This is a genomic window from Paraburkholderia sp. EG286A (assembly GCF_040965375.1).
GTDB lineage: Bacteria > Pseudomonadota > Gammaproteobacteria > Burkholderiales > Burkholderiaceae > Paraburkholderia.
In genome coordinates, this window is sequence record NZ_JBFRCB010000002.1 from 768,264 (window position 1) to 787,815 (window position 19,552).

The 19,552-nt window shown below is 65.7% G+C and carries 17 protein-coding genes; 8 read left to right on the top strand and 9 right to left on the bottom strand.

Features of this window, described 5'->3' with window-relative positions; all coding sequences use genetic code 11:
- Window positions 1-378 precede the first annotated feature (378 nt).
- Both AB4Y35_RS10185 and AB4Y35_RS10190 read left to right on the top strand, forming a co-directional pair.
- On the top strand, window positions 379-978 hold the full coding sequence (locus tag AB4Y35_RS10185; RefSeq protein WP_368704290.1) for a YceI family protein: 600 nt from the start codon (window positions 379-381) through the stop codon (window positions 976-978).
- Between the two features lie 42 nt (window positions 979-1,020).
- Complete coding sequence (locus tag AB4Y35_RS10190; protein ID WP_368690368.1) at window positions 1,021-1,590, top strand: YceI family protein; 570 nt, start codon at window positions 1,021-1,023, stop codon at window positions 1,588-1,590.
- A gap of 80 nt (window positions 1,591-1,670) precedes the next feature.
- Here the strand turns inward: AB4Y35_RS10190 and secF are convergent, their stop codons facing one another.
- From secF to queA, 5 genes are all read right to left on the bottom strand, one after another.
- Window positions 1,671-2,621, bottom strand: a complete 951-nt coding sequence (gene secF, locus AB4Y35_RS10195) for a protein translocase subunit SecF (RefSeq protein ID WP_368704291.1) — start codon at window positions 2,619-2,621, stop codon at window positions 1,671-1,673.
- A gap of 15 nt (window positions 2,622-2,636) precedes the next feature.
- On the bottom strand, window positions 2,637-4,685 hold the full coding sequence (gene secD / locus AB4Y35_RS10200) for a protein translocase subunit SecD (protein WP_368704292.1): 2,049 nt from the start codon (window positions 4,683-4,685) through the stop codon (window positions 2,637-2,639).
- Between the two features lie 167 nt (window positions 4,686-4,852).
- Window positions 4,853-5,182 carry a preprotein translocase subunit YajC gene (gene yajC / locus AB4Y35_RS10205; protein WP_042262488.1) on the bottom strand — a complete coding sequence of 110 codons (330 nt, stop codon included), beginning with the start codon at window positions 5,180-5,182 and terminating at the stop codon, window positions 4,853-4,855.
- A gap of 248 nt (window positions 5,183-5,430) precedes the next feature.
- Window positions 5,431-6,630, bottom strand: coding sequence for a tRNA guanosine(34) transglycosylase Tgt (gene tgt / locus AB4Y35_RS10210; protein WP_368704293.1), 1,200 nt, complete (start codon window positions 6,628-6,630; stop codon window positions 5,431-5,433).
- A gap of 246 nt (window positions 6,631-6,876) precedes the next feature.
- Window positions 6,877-7,950 carry a tRNA preQ1(34) S-adenosylmethionine ribosyltransferase-isomerase QueA gene (gene queA, locus AB4Y35_RS10215; protein WP_368704294.1) on the bottom strand — a complete coding sequence of 358 codons (1,074 nt, stop codon included), beginning with the start codon at window positions 7,948-7,950 and terminating at the stop codon, window positions 6,877-6,879.
- A 237-nt stretch (window positions 7,951-8,187) separates the two neighbouring features.
- Between queA and recG the strand changes: the two genes are divergently transcribed.
- From recG to ubiA, 6 genes are all read left to right on the top strand, one after another.
- Window positions 8,188-10,479, top strand: coding sequence for an ATP-dependent DNA helicase RecG (recG, locus tag AB4Y35_RS10220; protein WP_368704295.1), 2,292 nt, complete (start codon window positions 8,188-8,190; stop codon window positions 10,477-10,479).
- A 150-nt stretch (window positions 10,480-10,629) separates the two neighbouring features.
- Window positions 10,630-11,589, top strand: a complete 960-nt coding sequence (locus AB4Y35_RS10225; RefSeq protein WP_069268466.1) for a hydrogen peroxide-inducible genes activator — start codon at window positions 10,630-10,632, stop codon at window positions 11,587-11,589.
- Between the two features lie 404 nt (window positions 11,590-11,993).
- The gene (locus AB4Y35_RS10230) at window positions 11,994-13,433 is read left to right on the top strand and encodes a catalase (protein WP_368704296.1); all 1,440 of its coding nucleotides are present in this window, start codon (window positions 11,994-11,996) and stop codon (window positions 13,431-13,433) included.
- 88 nt (window positions 13,434-13,521) lie between these two features.
- Window positions 13,522-13,698 carry a hypothetical protein gene (locus tag AB4Y35_RS10235; RefSeq protein ID WP_342919333.1) on the top strand — a complete coding sequence of 59 codons (177 nt, stop codon included), beginning with the start codon at window positions 13,522-13,524 and terminating at the stop codon, window positions 13,696-13,698.
- 168 nt (window positions 13,699-13,866) lie between these two features.
- A complete protein-coding gene (locus AB4Y35_RS10240) occupies window positions 13,867-14,355 on the top strand; it encodes a Dps family protein (RefSeq protein ID WP_342919332.1) in 489 nt (162 codons plus the stop codon).
- A gap of 159 nt (window positions 14,356-14,514) precedes the next feature.
- Entirely contained in the window at window positions 14,515-15,378 is an 864-nt protein-coding gene (gene ubiA, locus AB4Y35_RS10245; protein ID WP_368696008.1) for a 4-hydroxybenzoate octaprenyltransferase, read from the top strand.
- Window positions 15,379-15,452: 74 nt separating this feature from the next.
- Here ubiA and proC read toward each other — a convergent pair whose 3' ends face one another.
- The 4 genes from proC to glcE all read right to left on the bottom strand — a co-directional run bounded on the left by proC (window position 15,453) and on the right by glcE (window position 19,504).
- Entirely contained in the window at window positions 15,453-16,268 is an 816-nt protein-coding gene (proC, locus tag AB4Y35_RS10250) for a pyrroline-5-carboxylate reductase (RefSeq protein WP_368696009.1), read from the bottom strand.
- A 22-nt stretch (window positions 16,269-16,290) separates the two neighbouring features.
- Window positions 16,291-16,989 carry a YggS family pyridoxal phosphate-dependent enzyme gene (locus AB4Y35_RS10255; protein WP_368704297.1) on the bottom strand — a complete coding sequence of 233 codons (699 nt, stop codon included), beginning with the start codon at window positions 16,987-16,989 and terminating at the stop codon, window positions 16,291-16,293.
- A gap of 178 nt (window positions 16,990-17,167) precedes the next feature.
- The gene (gene glcF / locus AB4Y35_RS10260) at window positions 17,168-18,397 is read right to left on the bottom strand and encodes a glycolate oxidase subunit GlcF (RefSeq protein WP_368704298.1); all 1,230 of its coding nucleotides are present in this window, start codon (window positions 18,395-18,397) and stop codon (window positions 17,168-17,170) included.
- An 18-nt stretch (window positions 18,398-18,415) separates the two neighbouring features.
- Complete coding sequence (gene glcE / locus AB4Y35_RS10265; RefSeq protein ID WP_368704299.1) at window positions 18,416-19,504, bottom strand: glycolate oxidase subunit GlcE; 1,089 nt, start codon at window positions 19,502-19,504, stop codon at window positions 18,416-18,418.
- Window positions 19,505-19,552 lie beyond the last annotated feature (48 nt).

Below are 19,552 nucleotides of genomic sequence, written 5' to 3' on the forward strand. Positions count from 1 at the left end.
CGACGTGAACGAGGGACGCGCTGCGGCGGCACACAATCAGGAAGGTGCCGACAGCGCTTCGCGCCATGTTACCAAACGCGCCCGGCGGCGTGCCGGAACGAGCCGCCGACCCCCGACGGGGCGGCCGCCGGGGCTGCCGCGGGGCAAGCCGCGGGTCAGCCGCTCAAGCGGCGCTCGCGTGGCCGGCGAACGGGCTGCGAAGTGTGCCACGTTTGCGCCGTGCGCGTGTGCGAGCCCGGCCCGGACCCGGCCCTTATCTCCGGATGTTTGCAGTCACCCAATTTGGATTATCTTTCGGGCATGGAGCATGCATGGCTGCGCAAGGTGGCCGCTGCCCATCCACGAAGCCAATGACTACGCAATCAAAGCGAGACGATCATGGAAGCCTTGTCGAGGTGGATTCGTTCTTATCGGTGGCGCCCGGCGGTCGGGGCCGCGGCAGTGTGGACCGGCGCCGCCGCGGTGCTGCTCGCGGGCGGGGCCGCCCATGCGCAGCTCGACGCGGCGAAGAGCACGATCGTCGCCGTCTCGCGCCAGATGAACGTACCGGTCCAGGGCAGCTTCACGAAGTTCGACGCGCAGATCGCCTTCGATCCGGCCAAACCCGCGGGCGGCAGCGCGAAGATCACGGTCGACACGGCGAGCTATGATCTGGGAGACCCGACCTACAACGATTCGGTGCACGGGCCCGAATGGTTCGACGCGAAGACGTTCCCGCAGGCAACGTTCGTCTCGACCGCCATCGCGCCGACCGGAACGAACCAGTACAGCGTGAGCGGCAAACTGACGATCAAGGGGCACACGCAGAACGTGGCCGTCCCCGTCGTGCTCACGCAGCAGGGCGGGACGCAGACCTTCGACGGCACGTTGCCGATCCACCGGCTCGCCTTCGAAATCGGCACCGGCGAGTGGAAGGACACCTCGATCGTCGCCGACGAAGTGCTCATCAAATTTCATATCGTCGTCGCGCACAAGTAGATCGACGACTCCGAGGAGGTGCTATTGAACAAGCTCGCACTGATGGCCGCAGGGGGCGCCGTGTCGCTCGCCGCCCTGGTGACGCACGCCGCGCACGCCGCCGATACTTACCAGCTCGATCCGAACCACACGTTTCCGAGCTTCGAGTCCGACCACTTCGGCGGTCTGTCCACGTGGCGCGGCAAGTTCACGAAGACCACGGGCATGGTCACGCTGGACCGCGCGGCCAAAACGGGCACCGTGGACGTGACGATCGATCCGGCGTCGATCCAGACCGGCAATCCGCAGCTCGACCAGCACCTGGTGGGCGACGACTTTCTCGATGTCGCGAAGTACCCCACGGCCACCTACAAGGGCACGCGCATCGTCTTCAATGGCGACACGCCCAAGGAAGTGATCGGCGACTTCACGCTGCACGGCGTGACGCGGCCGCTCAAGCTCGAGATCGAGTCGTTCAAGTGCATGCAGCACCCGGTGCTCAAACGCGAGGTGTGCGGCGTGGAGGCCGAGGCCGCATTCAATCGCGACGACTTCGGCATGGACTCGGGCAAGAAGTATGGCTTCAAGATGAAGACCACGCTGCATATCCAGGCCGAAGGGATCAAGCAGTAGGGTAGCGCGGCGAAGGCCGTTGCGCAGGCACGAAAAAAAAGCCGGTTCGCAAGGACCGGCTTTTTTTGCTGGTGCGCCGCTTAGACCTGCGCGCCCGCGTTCGGATCGTTCGGATCGAACTTTTCCTTCTTGTCCTTGATGAGGTCTTCGCGCTTCACGCCGAGCCACATCGCGAGCGCCGCCGCGACGAACACCGACGAGTAGATGCCGAAGAGAATACCCACCGTCAGCGCCAGTGCGAAGTAGTGCAGCGTCGGGCCGCCGAAAAAGAACATCGAGAGCACCATCATCTGCGTACAGCCGTGGGTGATGATGGTTCGCGACATCGTGCTGGTGATGGCGTGGTTGATGACTTCGGTCACGCTCATCTTGCGCTCGCGCCGGAAGGTCTCGCGAATCCGGTCGAAGATAACGACCGATTCGTTCACCGAGTAGCCGAGCACGGCGAGCACCGCCGCCAGCACCGAGAGCGAGAACTCCCACTGGAAGAACGCGAAGAAGCCCAGGATGATCACGACGTCGTGCAAGTTCGCGATCACGCCGGCTACGGCGTACTTCCATTCGAAGCGGAACGACAGGTAGATGACGATGCCCGCCACCACGCAGGCGAGCGCGAGCAGGCCGTCGGTGGCGAGCTCCTTGCCCACCTGCGGGCCGACGAACTCCACGCGCTGCAGCTGCACCTGCGGTTCAGCGGCCTTGAGCGTGGACATCACCTGGTCGCTCTGCTGCGCGGAGCTCAGGCCCTGCTTGAGCGGCAGGCGGATCAGCACGTCGCGCGAAGTACCGAAGTTCTGCACCTGGGCGTCGCCGTAGCCGATCTTGTTGAGCGAGTCGCGCAGCGGCTCGAGCGGCACCGCCTGCGGATACTGCACTTCGATGACCGTGCCGCCCGTGAATTCGATCGACAGGTGCAGGCCGCGGTGGAAGAGGAAGAACACCGCCGCGATGAAGGTCAGGAGCGAGATCGCGTTGAAGATCAACGCGTGCTTCATGAACGGGATGTCTTTGCGGATGCGGAAAAATTCCATGGTCTTGACTCCGTATCAGCGGGACGAGCCGGTGTTGTTGCCGGAGCCGCCCGAGGCGTCACGGCGGCGCACGACCGGCTTGGCGCGCGCGGCGCCTTTGGCGCCGGCCTTGGCCGGCTCACGCTTCGTGGCCGTCGCGGCGACGGCGCGGCCCGTGTCGGTGCCGGCATCGGCGCCGGCGAGCGCGGGCGTGCCTTCATCAGGCTCCGGACGCCACACCTGACCCACCGCGAGCGACTTGAGCTTCTTCTTGCCGCCGTACCAGAGGTTCACGAGACCGCGCGAGAAGAACACGGCCGAGAACATCGACGTGAGAATGCCGATACAGTGCACGATCGCGAAGCCGCGCACCGGGCCCGAACCGAACGCTAGCAGAGCGAGACCGGCGATGAGCGTAGTCACGTTCGAGTCGAGAATCGTCGCCCAGGCGTGTGCGTAGCCGTTCTGGATGGCCAGCTGCGGCGGCGCGCCGTTGCGCAGTTCTTCGCGCACGCGCTCGTTGATCAGCACGTTCGCGTCGATCGCCATACCGAGCGCCAGCGCAATAGCCGCGATACCCGGCAGCGTGAGCGTGGCCTGCAGCATGGAGAGCACGGCCACGAGCAGCAGCAGGTTCACCGACAGGCCGATCATCGAGATCGCGCCGAACAGCATGTAGTACGCGATCATGAACACGGCGATGGCGGCGAAGCCGTAGATCACCGAGTCGAAGCCCTTGCGGATGTTGTCCGCGCCAAGGCTCGGGCCAACCGTGCGTTCCTCGATGATGTCCATCGGCGCGGCGAGCGAGCCTGCGCGCAGCAGCAGCGCGAGGTCGGCGGCGGCCTGCGGCGTGGGCTGGCCCGTGATCTGGAAGCGGTCGCCCAGTTCCGACTGGATGGTCGCCACCGTCAGCACTTCGCCCTTGCCCTTTTCGAACAGCACCATCGCCATCGGCTTGCCGATGTTGTCGCGCGAGACGGCGCGCACCGCGCGGCCGCCTGCCGAGTCGAGGCGGATGTTGACCGACGGACGCTGATGCTCGTCAAAGCCCGCCGAGGCGTCGATGATGCGGTCGCCGGTGAAGATCACCTGCTTGCGCAGCAGCACCGGCGCGGCGTTGCCTTGCGTGAAGAGTTCGTCGCCCGGCGGCACCGGCGCGTTCACGTCCGGATGCAGGCCCATCGGGTCGGCGAGGCGCGCTTCGAGCGTCGCCGTGCGGCCGATGATGTCCTTCGCCTTGGCGGTGTCCTGCACGCCCGGCAGCTCGACCACGATACGGTCGTCGCCTTGCTGCTGGATCACGGGCTCGGCCACGCCGAGTTCGTTCACGCGGTTGTGCAGCGTCTGGATGTTCTGCTTGAGCGCGGCTTGCTGAACCGCCGTCTTCACGGCCGGCGTGAACGTGCCGACGAGCTGCACGCCGCCTTCGGGGTTGTTCTGCGAAGCCCACTGCAGTTCGGTGATGCCGCCCGAGCCCGCGAGGACCTTGCGCGCCTGCTCGGCCGTATCGGCGTCGGCGAAATTGACGACCACCGACTGGTTCACGCGGTTCACGCCGCCGTCGCGGATGTTCTTGTCGCGCAGGAGCGTGCGCACGTCCGAAGCGTCGGAGTCGAGCTTCTTGTTGAGCGCGCCGTTCATGTCGACCTGGAGCAGGAAGTGCACGCCGCCGCGCAGGTCGAGGCCGAGGTACATCGGCAGCGCGTGCAGCGACGTGAGCCAGCGCGGCGAGGCGCTCTGCAGGTTCAGGGCGACGATGTACTGCGGGTCGTTCAGGTCGGCGTTCAGCGCCTTGTTCAGTGCGTCTTTCAGGCGCAGCTGCGTGTCCGTGTCGGCGACGCGCACGCGGATATTCGCGTTCATCGTCGAGTTGTCGAACGTCACGTCGGTCGCGCGGATATTGTTCGCGGCGACCGCGGCTTCGACCTGGGCGAGCGTGCCCGAGTCGAGCTTGACGGTGGCTTTACCGCTCGACACCTGGACCGCGGGCGCTTCGCCGAAGAAATTGGGCAATGTGTACACGAAGCCGATGACGAGCGCCACCAGCATCACGACATATTTCCAGAGGGGATAACGGTTCATTGGTTGACCCAACGGGGGAGGGGAATGGCCTTAAGCGCTGCGTGCGCGTCCGGCGTTGCCTTCGGGGCGTACCTGCATTGAAGTGTGCTGGTCAGTGGCTGCGAGGGCGGGCCGGATGCGCGAGGCCGTTCTTTCGGAGGCAACGGCCTCGGGGAAACCGTGAAGCTTTACAGCGACTTGATCGTGCCCTTCGGCAGGATGGTCGAGACCGACGACTTCTGCACGGTGATTTCCGTGCCATCCGCGATTTCGACGCCGACGTAGGCTTCGCTGACCTTGGTCACCTTGCCGACGATGCCGCCGCTCGTGATCACTTCGTCGCCCTTGGCCATGGCCGCGAGCATGTTGCGATGTTCCTTCTGACGCTTCATCTGCGGACGGATCATGATGAAGTACAGCACAGCGAACATCAGAATGAGCGGCAGGAAGCTCATGAGGCTCGATTCGGCACCACCTGCTGCACTGCCTTGCGCGAAGGCATTGGAAATGAACGACACGTTGGTCTCTCCGTTTTTTACGATCAAAAAGCGAGCCGGTTATTCTACCACCGGCATTCATCGCGACGATGACGCAAAATAGGCTTTGCGATCAAGCGCTTATCTTGAATCCGGCCCCGACGCGACATGTGTGCGCGTGAAAACCGGGGCGGCTCGGGCGGACCGCATGCCTTGCCCGCGTCATTGTCTCGAAAGTTAATTGTAATGTTTCGCGGCCGGCACGTGACGCGCCGTCGTGAGACGCCCTCTCAATCCACGCCGCGTGCGCGCTGGTCGGCGAAGCGCTGGCGGAACGCCGCGAACGTCTTCGTCTCGATCGCCGCGCGCATCTCGCTCATCAGTTCCAGGTAGTAGTGCAGATTGTGGATCGTGTTGAGCTGCGCGCCGAGGATCTCGCCCACGCGGTGCAGGTGGTGCAGGTAGCCGCGCGTGAAGTGGCGGCAGGTGTAGCAGCCGCATTGTTCGTCGAGCGGGCGCAGCGAGTTGCGGTGCACGGCGTTGCGGATCTTGATGTCGCCGAAGCGCGTGAAGATCCAGCCGTTGCGCGCATTGCGCGTGGGCATCACGCAGTCGAACATGTCGACGCCCGAGGCCACGCCCGCCACCAGGTCTTCCGGCGTGCCGACGCCCATCAGGTAATGCGGCTTGTCGGCGGGCAGCTTAGGCGCGATGTGTTCGAGCACGCGCATCATGTCATCCTTCGGTTCGCCCACCGAAAGACCGCCGATCGCGTAGCCGTGGAACGGCATCTGCGAGAGGCCGGCGAGCGATTCGTCGCGCAGGTCCTCGAACATGCCGCCCTGCACGATGCCGAACAGTGCATTCGGGTTGCCGAGACGGTTGAACTCGTCGATCGAGCGCTGCGCCCAGCGCATCGACATGCGCATCGAATCCGCGGCTTCCTTGTGTGTGGTGGGCACGCCGTTGGTCGCGTAGGGCGTGCACTCGTCGAACTGCATGACGATGTCCGAGTTCAGCACCTTCTGGATCTGCATCGACACTTCGGGCGAGAGGAACAGCTTGTCGCCGTTCACGGGCGAGGCGAAGCGCACGCCGTCTTCCGAGATCTTGCGCAGGTCGCCGAGCGAGAACACCTGGAAGCCGCCCGAATCCGTGAGGATCGGCCGGTTCCAGCCCATGAAGCGATGCAGGCCGCCGTGCGCCTCGATCGTTTCCAGGCCCGGGCGCAGCCAGAGGTGAAAGGTGTTGCCGAGGATGATCTGCGCCTTCATCTCTTCGAGCTCGCGCGGCTGCGTGGCCTTCACGGTGCCGTAGGTGCCCACGGGCATGAAGATCGGCGTTTCCACCACGCCATGATTGAGCGTGACGCGCCCGCGGCGGGCGAGGCCGTCGGTGCCGAGCAGTTCGAATTTCAGGCCGTTTTGCGGGCGTTCGCCTAGATAGGCGCCGTGTTCGGCGCGTGCGTTGCTTTGATGACCGTCGGTCATGCGTTGACTCCTGTGCAACCGGAAAGTGCTTTGCATGGGACCGGAGTATGCGCTAAAGCGCCAACTCCGGATCGCGTGCTTTGCATGGGACCGGAGTAAGCGCTAAAGCGCCAACTCCGGATCGCGTGCTTTGCATGGGACCGGAGTAAGCGCTAAAGCGCCAACTCCGGATCGCAAGTCCGGCGCAGATGGTGAAACGCCGTCGCGCGTTCGTTGTCTCGCGCGGCGGCCTGGAAAATGTGCGTGTTACTTGTTGAGCGCGTCGTCAGTGCGTGTCAAAAGCATGGCGTCGCCGTAACTGAAGAAGCGATAGCGTTCGGCAATCGCGTGACGGTACGCCGCGCGTATCGTTTCGATCCCCGCGAACGCCGAGACGAGCATCAGCAGCGTGGACTTCGGCAGGTGGAAGTTCGTCACGAGCCGGTCGACCACACGGAACTGATAGCCCGGTGTGATGAAGATATCGGTTTCCGCCTGCGTAGCCGCGAGCGCGCGGCCTGCGCGGTCGGCGTCGCGGGCGGCGGCTTCGAGCGCGCGCATCGAGGTCGTGCCCACCGCGATCACACGGCCGCCGCGCGCACGCGCAGCCGCGATCTTGTTGACGAGCGATTGCGGCAGCTCATACCACTCGCTATGCATCTTGTGCTCGGCGATGTTCTCCACGCGCACCGGCTGGAACGTGCCCGCGCCCACGTGCAGCGTGAGCGTGGCGCGCTCCACGCCTTGCGCGTCGAGTTGCGCGAGCAGGGCGTCGTCGAAGTGCAGGCCCGCCGTGGGCGCGGCCACCGCGCCCGGATTCTGTGCGAATACCGTTTGATAGCGCGTTTCGTCGCTCGCGTCGGCGTCGTGCGTGATGTAGGGCGGCAGCGGCAGACGGCCGTGCTGCTCGATCAGCGTGAGGCAGTCGTCGGGAAAGTGCAGCGTGTAGAACTGATCGACGCGCTCGCCCACCGTCACGTCGAACGCGTCGGCGAGGCGCAGCACCGTGCCGGGGCCCGGGCTCTTGCTCGCGCGGATCTGCGCGAGCGCCGTGCGCGCGCCGGTCAGGCGCTCCACGAGCACTTCGATCTTGCCGCCGCTGGCCTTCTGGCCGAAGAAACGCGCCTTCAGCACCTTGGTATCGTTGAAGACGAGCAAGTCGCCCGGCGCGATGCACGCGGGCAGGTCGGAAAAGCGGCGGTCGGTCAGACGCGCGGTTTGGCCTGGCAACTGCGTCGTGTTATCGACCTCCAGCAGACGGCTCGCGCTGCGCTCGGGCAGGGCGGTCTGCGCGATCAGTTCCTCGGGGAGGTCGAAATCGAAATCGGAAAGCTTGAACATGCGGCCTGAAGTAACGGAAATGCGCCGGAGGCCCGGCGCGCGGCGGCTTTGCGGAGCCGAACCGTCAAGCGGTTGCGCCCCAAAAAGCGGCTGCAATGGCCGATCGCGCGTGACGAAAGGCTATGATTGCGGGACGTGCGCGATGGCGATGCGCGCGGCGTGCCCGATGGCCGAGGCCGTCGCGCTGCTCGCGCCGCGCCTTGCCGGAAAGCCGATATTGTACTTGCGAAGCTGCCCATGCCCCCATCCGTTAGCCGATTGATGTCCGAAGCCGAGTCCGCGAGCGAGGCGTCCGACGACGCACGCACGCCCGAGGACGGCGCGCGCAAGCGGCAAGCGGACGCGACGCAAGGGGCCGCACCGCCCGCGCGCAAACGCGCCGCGAAGAAGTCCGCGGACCCGGCCGCAGAAAAAGCCGTGGAAAAAGCCGCCGCCAAAGACAAGCCCAAGCTCACCAAGACTGCCGACCGCCTCGCCAAACTCGGTCTGCGCAGCGACATCGATCTCGTGTTGCATCTGCCGATGCGCTACGAGGACGAAACCACGCTCACGCCCATCGGCGAACTGCTGCCGGGCGGCATCGCGCAAACCGAAGGCGTGGTGTTCGACAACGAGATCGCCTACCGCCCGCGCCGCCAGCTCGTCGTGAAGCTGGAGGATCACAACGGCGACCAGCTCCACTTGCGGTTCCTGAACTTCTACGGCTCGCAGGTCGCGCAGATGGCGATCGGCAAGCGCCTGCGCGTGCGCGGCGACGTGCGCGGCGGCTTCTTCGGCATGGAGATGGTGCATCCGGCGGTGAAGGTCGTGGAGGGCGACGCGCCGCTGCCGCAGGCGCTCACGCCGGTGTATCCGTCCACTGCGGGCGTGAGCCAGGCGTATCTGCGCAAGGCGATCGACAACGCGCTTTCGCGTGCGCATCTGCCCGAATTGCTGCCCGATACGGTCGCGCACGAGTTCATGGAGCCGCTGAATCTGCCGCCCTTGAAGGACGCCGTGAAGACGCTCCACCACCCGCCCGTGAACGCCGACGAGCACGAGCTGATCGACGGCACGCATCCCGCGTGGACGCGCATCAAGTTCGAGGAACTGCTCGCGCAGCAACTGTCGCTCAAGCGCGCGCACGAAGAGCGCCGCACGCGCGCCGCGCCGGCGATGGCTCGCCACATCGCGGGGCGCAAAAGCGACGGGACGCTGCTCGCGCGCCTGCGCGGCGCGCTGCCGTTCACGCTCACGGGCGCGCAGGAGCGCGTGGTGGCGGAAATCGCGCACGATCTCGAACAGCCGCATCCCATGCAGCGTCTGCTGCAAGGCGACGTGGGCAGCGGCAAGACCGTGGTCGCGGCGCTCGCGGCTGCGCAGGCCATCGACGCCGGCTACCAGGCCGCGCTCATGGCGCCCACCGAAATCCTCGCGGAACAGCACGCGCGCAAGCTGCGCGGCTGGCTCGAGCCGCTCGGCGTGCAGGTGGCGTGGCTCGCGGGCAGCCTCAAGGCGAAGGAAAAGCGCGCGGCGCTCGAAGCCGCGGCGCTCGGCACGGCGCAGCTCGTGATCGGCACGCACGCGATCATTCAGGAGGCCGTCGAATTCGCGCGGCTCGGCCTCGTGATCGTCGACGAGCAGCATCGCTTCGGCGTCGAGCAGCGGCTCGCGCTGCGCGCCAAGGCGCAGAACGCGAAGTCTCCCGATGAAACGAAGCGCGAGTTCCAGCCGCATCAGCTGATGATGTCGGCCACGCCGATCCCGCGCACGCTCGCCATGACCTACTACGCGGACCTCGACGTCTCCACCATCGACGAGCTGCCGCCCGGCCGCACGCCGATCCTCACGAAGCTCATTTCCGACGCGCGCCGCGAGGAAGTGATCGCGCGCGTGCGCGCGGCGGCGCTCACGGGTCGTCAGGTGTACTGGGTATGTCCGCTGATCGAGGAAAGCGAGACGTTGCAGCTGCAAACGGCCGTCGAGACTTACGAAACGCTCGTGGCCGCGCTGCCGGAACTCACCGTCGGCCTCGTGCACGGCCGCCTCGCTTCCACGGACAAGGCCGCCGTCATGGATGCGTTCTCACGCAACGAAGTGCAGCTGCTCGTGGCGACGACGGTCATCGAAGTGGGCGTGGACGTGCCCAACGCGTCGCTGATGGTGATCGAGCACGCCGAGCGCTTCGGCCTTGCGCAATTGCACCAGTTGCGCGGGCGCGTGGGGCGGGGCAGCGCCGCTTCGGTGTGCGTGCTGCTGTATACCGGGCCGTTGTCGCTCACGGGGCGCGCGCGCCTGCAAACCATGCGCGAGACCACCGACGGCTTCGAGATCGCGCGCAAGGACCTCGAAATTCGCGGCCCCGGCGAATTCCTGGGCGCGCGTCAATCTGGCGCGGCAATGCTGCGCTTCGCGAACCTCGAGACCGACGCCTGGCTCATCGAGCCCGCACGCGGCGCCGCCGAGCGTCTGCTGCACGAGTTTCCGCTCGTCGTCACGCAGCATCTGAACCGTTGGCTCGGTGCCCGCGAGCAGTATCTGAAAGCGTAAATAGTCCATTGCGCGGAACCTGCGCGCGCCTGCACCGTCTGACCCTTTTGCGCTGATCACGCCCCGCATAGGGGTGTTGATTATTGGCGAATCACCGCCATAGGTGTATAACTACAAGCTATTGATTCACCTTTTTTGATTGGTCCCCGAATGACGCTCACTGAATTGAAATACATTGTCGCGGTAGCTCGAGAGCGCCACTTCGGACGGGCTGCGGAAGCCTGCTTCGTGAGCCAGCCGACCCTTTCGGTCGCCATCAAGAAGCTCGAAGACGAATTGAACGTGCAGATCTTCGAGCGCGGCACGAGCGAGGTGAGCGTGACGCCCATCGGCGAGCAGATCGTCACGCAGGCGCAACGCGTGCTCGAACAGACGCTCGCGATCAAGGAAATCGCCAAGCAGGGCAAGGACCCGCTCGTGGGGCCGCTGCGCCTTGGCGTGATCTACACGATCGGGCCCTATCTGCTGCCCACGCTCGTCAAGCAGATGATCAAGCGCGTGCCGCAAATGCCGCTCATGCTGCAGGAGAACTACACGCTCAAGCTCATCGAGCTGCTCAAGCAGGGCGAGATCGACGTGGCGATCATGGCGCTGCCGTTCCCCGAAACCGGCCTCACGCTGCGGCCGCTCTATGACGAACCGTTCGTCGTGGCGCTGCCTTCGGGCCATGCATGGGAACAGCGCCCGAAGATCGACCCGGACGACCTCAAGCAGGAAACCATGCTGCTGCTCGGCAGCGGTCATTGCTTCCGCGATCACGTGCTGGGCGTGTGCCCGGAACTGATGCGCTTCTCGCAGAATGCCGACGGCATCCAGAAGACGTTCGAAGGCTCGTCGCTGGAGACCATTCGTCATATGGTTGCGAGCGGCGTGGGCATTACCGTGCTGCCGCGCATGTCGGTGACCGAGGTGAAGCCGCACGCGGGCGGCGTGGATTCCGGGCTGCTTTCCTATGTGCCGTTCGACGAACCCGTGCCGGACCGCCGCGTGGTGCTCGCGTGGCGCAAGAGCTTCACGCGCATGCCGGCGATCGAGGCGATCGTCGACGCCATTCACGCCTGCGAGCTGCCCGGCGTGAAGAAGATCGAGGCGCCGGCCGAGGCGGCCTGACGTCCATCGCGCCGTGCGCTTTCGGGCTGCGCGGCGCGTTTTCCCCTCCGGCGCGTCATTCGCCCGCGCCGCCGTTCTCCAGTCTTACGTTTCTTGCGACCCCAATAATCAGCGCCTATTCGATAGATTGAATAAATCAAATTACAGATATCGATAGTCGTTGCTAAAGTTTCCTCTAACCGATCCCAACCGGAAACCCTTGGAGGAAGCGATGCAAACCACCACCCCGAACACCCCCAGCACCTCGGCACGCGCCCATTCTGGCCTTCGCACCGTGTGGTTCTCGCTGCTCGTCGACCGCGCGCTGTCCGCCTGACGGCCTCGCGCCATCGCACCATCGCACCATCGCACGGCAGATTTCACCGAATTCCAGAACACACACGCAAGCAAGGAAGGAATCCAGCATGACCGACCGTACTCTCACCTCGGCAGCCGGCGCACCCGTCGTCGACAACCAGAACTCGCTCACCGCCGGTCCGCGCGGCCCCGTGATGCTGCAGGACGTGTGGCTCCTCGAAAAGCTCGCGCACTTCGACCGCGAAGTGATTCCCGAGCGCCGCGTGCACGCGAAGGGCTCGGGCGCGTTCGGCACGCTCAAGGTCACGCACGACATCTCGCGCTACACGAAGGCAAAGGTGTTCGGCGAAGTCGGCAAGGAAACACCGCTCTTCATCCGCTTTTCGACCGTGGCGGGCGAGCGCGGTGCGGCCGATGCCGAGCGCGACGTGCGCGGCTTCTCGATCAAGTTCTACACGGAAGAGGGCAACTGGGACATCGTCGGCAACAACACGCCGGTGTTCTTCATTCGCGATCCGCTCAAGTTCCCGGACTTCATCCACACGCAAAAGCGCGATCCGCGCACCAACATGCGCAGCAACGTGGCCGCGTGGGACTTCTGGTCGCGTCATCCGGAGTCGCTGCATCAGGTGACGATCCTCATGAGCGATCGCGGCATTCCGAAGAACTATCGTCAGCAGCACGGTTTCGGCTCGCACACGTTCTCGTTCATCAACGCGAACAACGAGCGTTTCTACGTGAAGTTCCACTTCAAGTCGGCGCAGGGTGTGGAGAACTACAGCGATGCCGAAGCCGCGCAGGTGATTGCTCAGGACCGCGAATCGGCGCAGCGCGATCTCTTCAACGAGATCGAAAAGGGCAATTTTCCGAAGTGGCATTTCCGCATTCAGGTGATGCCCGAGGCCGATGCCGCGAAGGTGCCGTACAACCCGTTCGACATCACGAAGATCTGGCCGCACAAGGACTACCCGCTGATCGACGTCGGCACGATCGAGCTGAACCGCAATCCGCAGAACTATTTCGCCGAGGTCGAGCAGGCCGCCTTCACGCCGGCGAACGTGGTGCCGGGCATCGGCTTCTCGCCGGATCGCTTGTTGCAGGGGCGTTTGTTCTCGTATGGCGACACGCAACGCTATCGCCTCGGCGTGAACCATCACCAGATTCCGGTGAACGCGCCGCGCTGCCCGTTCCACTCGTTCCATCGCGACGGCGCAATGCGCACCGACGGCAATCTGGGCGGCAACGTGAACTACGAGCCGAGCCGTTTCGGCGACTTCGCGCAGCGGCCGCAGGCCGGTGAGCCGCCGCTGGCGGCCGGTGCGGTCGATCACTACGATCACCGCGAAGACGACGACTACTACAGCCAGCCGGGCGCGCTGTTCCGGTTGTTCGATGCGGGCCAGCGCGAGCGGCTCTTCGCGAACATCGCGCGACACATCGACGGCGTGCCGGCGGAGATCGTGGAGCGTCAGATCGAGCACTTCCGCCGCGCCGACCCGGCGTATGCGCAAGGTGTGATCGACGCGATCGCGAAGCTGGCGAAGTAAGGACGCGGGCGCGGTTTGTTGTCACAACGTTGAGACAGCGAGCCGCGCCTGAAGCAGCACTTCGAGGAACTACCACAGGAGCACGACCATGACCCGAACGATGACGATGACCCTCAAGACCATGGGACCGGGAAATGCGGCCGCGATGGCGCGCACGCGCGCGCAAGGCACGCAGATCGTGCGCCGGGTGGTGGGCTTTGCAATCTTGGCGAGCGGTTTCGTGGCGATCGCCACGCAAGCCTTCGCGCACCTGGCTGGGCACTGAACGAGCCGGGTACGTTGCTGGACAGTAGGGTCGGATGAGCGGGCTTTCTGAACTTTCCAGGCTACACTGACGACCGATCGAGTGTTCGCGCGCCAGTTTTTTAAGGCGCAGGCGGGCGCAACCGGATCGTCAAGCACGCGTAGTCTCACTGCTACACAAGGAGTCGTCATGGCCAAAAAAGCAACCGTACAGCACGTGAATATCGGCATCAGCGACAAGGATCGCAAGAAGATCGCGGACGGTCTCTCGCGCCTGCTCGCGGACACCTACACGCTGTATCTGAAGACGCACAACTTCCACTGGAACGTCACGGGGCCGATGTTCAACACGCTCCACCTGATGTTCGAAGGGCAGTACAACGAACTCGCGCTGGCCGTGGACGCCATCGCCGAGCGTATTCGTGCGCTGGGCGTGCATGCGCCGGGCAGCTACAAGGATTTCGCGAAGCTGTCGTCGATTCCCGAAGCGGACGGCGTGCCGGCCGCCGAAGACATGATCCGCCAGCTGGTGGAAGGCCAGGAAGCCGTGGTGCGCACCGCGCGCGCGATCTTCCCGGCGACGGAAGCGGCCAACGACGAACCGACCGCCGACCTGCTCACGCAACGCATGCAGACGCACGAAAAGACGGCGTGGATGCTGCGCTCGCTGCTGGCCTGATGCCGATGCGGCGCCCGGGGCGCTGCACCTGAAGCACAATCAATACGATGAAAGGCCCGCCGGATGTCCGGCGGGCCTTTGTATTTGCGCGGGTGCGGCTCGCGGCGACGGCACGCCGCCCTGGCCTACAATAGCGGCATCGCTTTTCCCGCCCCGATCATGTTCGCCCGACTCCCGCTCTATTTGCGGCTCGTCCGCATGGACAAGCCGATCGGCAGCCTGCTGCTGCTGTGGCCGACGCTCAACGCGCTGTGGATCGCCTCGGACGGCCATCCGCCCCTCTCGCTGCTGATCATATTCACGCTCGGCACCGTGCTGATGCGCTCGGCGGGCTGCGCGATCAACGACTACGCCGACCGCGATTTCGACCGCCACGTGAAGCGCACGGCGGAGCGCCCCATCACGTCGGGCCGCATCCGCGCCTGGGAAGCGGTGGCGATTGCCGCGGGCCTCGCGCTCGTGTCGTTCCTGCTGATCCTGCCGCTCAATGCGCTGACGAAGCAGCTTTCGGTCGTGGCGCTGTTCGTGGCGGCGTCGTATCCGTTCACCAAGCGCTTTTTCGCGATTCCGCAGGCGTATCTGGGCATCGCGTTCGGCTTCGGCATCCCCATGGCATTCGCCGCCGTGCAGGATCACGTGCCGGCGCTCGCGTGGATCATGCTGGCCGCGAACGTGTTCTGGTCGGTGGCCTACGACACCGAATACGCGATGGTCGATCGCGACGACGACATCAAGATCGGCATTCGCACCTCGGCGCTCACGTTCGGCCGCTTCGACGTGCTCGCGATCATGCTCTGCTATGCGGCCACGCTCGGCATTTACGTGTGGGTGGGCGTGACGCTGGGCTTCGGCTGGCTCTACTGGCTCGGCTGGGCGGCCGCCGTGGGCTGCGCCATTTACCACTACACGCTCATCAAGAACCGCGAACGCATGCCGTGCTTCGCCGCGTTCCGCCACAACAACTGGCTGGGCGGCGCGCTGTTCGTCGGGATCGCGGCTCATTACGCCATCGCGGGACTCTGAGGCCAGATCGACGAAAAAAAGCGCCGGGTGCATGACACGCCCGGCGCTTTTTCTATCTGGACGCGGCCGCAGGCTTACTGCTTGCCGAATTCCTCGCCCATTTCCTTCGCGCGTGCATCGGCCGCGAGCGCGCCCTTGACGATGGCGGCCTTGACGCCCGAAGCGTCGAACGACGCCAGCGCGGCGGCGGTCGTGCCGCCCTTGGAGGTCACGCGCTCGCGCAGCACGGCGGGCGGCTCGTCCGATTGCAGCGCCAGCTGCGCCGCGCCCGTGAACGTGGCGATGGCGAGCGCGCGGCCTTGCTGCTCGTCCATGCCGAGCTGGCGCGCCGCTTCTTCGAGCGCTTCGATGAAGTAGAACACGTAGGCCGGGCCGCTGCCCGAGATGCCCGTGACCGCGTCGATCTTCGCTTCGTCGTCGAACCAGACCGTCTGGCCGACTGCGCCGAGCACATCCGAGGCGAGCTGGCGGCCCGCTGCGTCCACGCCGCTGCTCGCGACGAGGCCGGTTGCGCCCATGCCGATCAGCGCGGGCGTGTTCGGCATCGTGCGCACGACGCGCGCGTGGCCGTTCAGCCAGCGCGAGAGATCGTCGATGCGAATGCCGGCCATGATGCTGATGACGACCTGATGGGCGCCCAGGTGCGGGGCGATGCCCTCGGCCACGGCCTTGGCGATTTGCGGCTTCACGGCGATCAGGACTGCGTCGTACGACGCGAGCGCGGCGTCCGCGGCGGCGCCGGTGCGCACGCCGAACTGCTCGGCGCTGCGCTTGCGGGCGTCCTCGTTCGGATCGATCGCGTAGAGGTTGTCGGCGGGAACGCCCTTGCGGATCAGGCCGCCGATGAGTGCGGCGGCCATGTTGCCGCCGCCGATGAAGGCAATTTTCATGGTGATGAAATCGTTCAGTGAATCAGTGAGAGTAGTCGCGCGCGCCGAAAATCGCGGTGCCGACGCGCACGATCGTCGCGCCTTCGAGCACCGCCGCTTCGAGGTCGGCCGACATGCCCATGGAGAGCGTGTCGAGCGCGAGGCCATCGGCGCGTAGCGCTTCGAACAGCTCGCGCAGCTGGCGGTGCGGCGCGCGTTGCGCCTCGAGCGAGGTTTCCGGCTCGGGAATCGACATGAGCCCGCGCAGGCGCAGGTTGGGCAGGGCGGCGATCTGGCGCGCGACCTGCTGCGCTTCTTGCGGGGTGACGCCGCTCTTGCTGGCCTCGCCGCTCACGTTGACCTGCAGGCAGACGTTGAGCGGCGCCATGCCGGCGGGACGTTGCGCCGAAAGGCGTTCGGCAATCTTCAGACGATCGACCGAATGGACCCAGTCGAAACGCTCGGCTACGGGGCGTGTCTTGTTCGATTGGAGCGGCCCGATGAAATGCCATTCGATGCTCGCGCGCAAGTCGGCGAGCGCCTCGATCTTGTCCACCGATTCCTGCACGTAGTTCTCTCCGAACGCGCGCTGGCCCGCAGCGTGAGCGGCGCGCACGTCCTGCGCAGGAAAGGTTTTCGAAACCGCGAGCAGCTCCACGCTTTGCGGGTCGCGGCCGGCGTTGCGGGCGGCGGCGGCGATGCGCTCGCGGACAGCTTCGAGATTGTGGGAGAGATCGGTCATCGGGCTTGAAGGCCGGCGCATGAAAGGGCGCACGCCGCCTTTTTGGATCCAAAACGAACAGAACGACGGCCATTATACGGACTGCGCACGGCGCGAAACACTGGCCAGAAAGGCTATACCGAATGGCCGACTGTTGGCGCGCCGCGCGTCTCGTTACGCTGGTGCCGTTCCCGATGGCTCAATTCGTCGCCAGCATATGTTCGACCAGCTCAATCCAGTGCGTGACCGGAATCGCCGTGCCGCTTTGCAGGTGCGTGATGCAGCCTATGTTGGCGGAGACGATCAATTGCGGCTCCAGCGCCTGCAGGCGGTCCACTTTCTGGTTGCGCAGCGTATAGGAAAGGCGCGGCTGCGTGATCGAATAGGTGCCCGCGGAGCCGCAGCAGAGATGGCTGTCGGCGGGCAGCCGCACGTCGAGTCCGAGCGCGGTGAGGAGCCGTTCCACGCCGCCGCGCAACTGCTGGCCATGCTGCAGTGTGCAGGGCGGATGCCAGGCCACCGTCTTGATGCCGCGCCGCCGCGTCGTCGCCACGAGTTGTTCCTCGAATGCGGGCAGCAGCTCCGAAAGATCGCGGGTGAGCTCGACCACGCGGCGCGCTTTCTCCACATAGGCCGGATCGTCGCGCAGCAGGTGCGCGTATTCCTTCACCGTCGCGCCACAGCCCGAGGCGTTCATCACGATCGCTTCCGCGCCCTGCTCGATGTAGGGCCACCAGGCGTCGATGTTCGCGCGCACGTCGTCGAGCGCGTCGTCGGCGTAGCCCATATGCAGCCGGATCGCGCCGCAGCAGCCCGATTGCGGCGCGACGATCGTTTCGATGCCCAGCGCGTCCAGCACGCGCGCGGTCGCGATGTTGATGTTGGGCATCATCGAGGGCTGCACGCAGCCTTGCAGCATCAGCATCTTGCGCGCGTGCTTCGCCGTGGGCCACGCGAGCGAGCGCTGGCGTACGGGCACCTTGTCGCGCAGGCGCTTGGGCAGAAGCGGCCGCACCTGCTGGCCGAGGCGCATGGCCGGCGTGAAGAGGGCGCGGCGCGGCAGCAGGCCCGCGAGCAGGCGGCGCATGATGCGCTGGCGCAGCGGCCGCTTCACCATCTGTTCGGCATGCTTGCGGCCCACTTCCACGAGGCGCCCATACTGCACGCCGGAGGGGCAGGTGGTCTCGCAACTGCGGCACGTGAGGCAGCGGTCGAGGTGCGTGAGCGTGCTCTTCGTGACCGGCGCGCCTTCCACCATCTGCTTCATGAGATAGATGCGCCCGCGCGGGCCGTCCAGCTCGTCGCCGAGCAACTGATAGGTCGGGCAGGTCGCGGTGCAGAAGCCGCAATGCACGCACTTGCGCAGGATCGCGTCGGCTTCGTCGCCGTCGGGGGTGTTGCGTATGAAGTCCGCGAGGTTCGTCTGCATCGCCGCGTGTGGGTGTCGTCAGAAGTCGGAATACAGCCGGCCGCGATTGAAGATGCGGGCCGGGTCGAAGGCGGCCTTCAGGCCGCGATGGATCCTCATGAGCGGCGCGGGCAAAGGCGTGAAGACGCCTGCGCTGCGGTCGTAGTCGCGCCCGGTGCGGAACATCGTGGCGTGACCGCCGGCTTGCTTCGCGCTGATCCGCACCGTTTGCGCATCGGTTTCCGTGATCCACCAGCGCTGCGCGCCGCCCCATTCCATGAGTTGCGCGCCCGGCAGTTGCAGGGGCTCCGCGATCGAGGGCAGCGCGAGCCGCCACAGTGCCGCGTTGGGCGCAATCGACGCAAAGAACGGATCGGTCTGCTCGCGCAGGCCTGCCCAGAAGCGTTCGGCCTCCACGGCGTCCACCACTTCGCCGCCCAGGCTCGCGCGAGCTGTCTTCACCGCGGTTTCCGCGCCCGCGAGGCGTACCGCGAGCGTGCCGTTGCGCCAGGCGCTCGCCGTCATCGGCAGCGGGCGGCCGCCCCATTCGTTGAGCTTGCGCACGGCGTCGGTGCCGTTCATGTCGAATTTGAGCGTGGTTTCCGCTTGCGGCGCCGGCAGCACCTTCACCGAAAGCTCCAGCAGCAGGCCGAGCGTGCCGAGCGAGCCCGCCATGAGCCGCGAAACGTCGTAGCCCGCCACGTTCTTCACGACCTGGCCGCCGAAATGCAGCACCTCGCCGTGGCCGTTCATGAGCACCGCGCCCAGCACGAAGTCGCGCGGTGCGCCCGCGCTCGCCCGCCGCGGCCCCGCAATGCCTGCGGCAATGCAGCCGCCCAGGGTGGCCTGGGCGCCGAAGTGCGGCGGCTCGAATGCGAGCATCTGGCCGTGGGCCGCGAGCGCCGTTTCGATTTCCGCAAGCGGTGTGCCGGCACGCGCCGTGATCACCAGTTCTGCCGGGTCGTACGCGATGATGCCGCGGTGCGCGCGCGTGTCGAGAATCTCGCCTTCGAGCGACTGGCCGTACCAGTCCTTGGTGCCCCCGCCGCGAATGCGCAGCGCCCGCCCATCGGCGCTCGCCGCCCGGATGCGTTCGGACCAGTCCGAGACGATGTCGTCCTCTTCCATGTCGTGATGGTCGCGCTCGTTCGTTATATGGTTCGTTCGATTGTACTG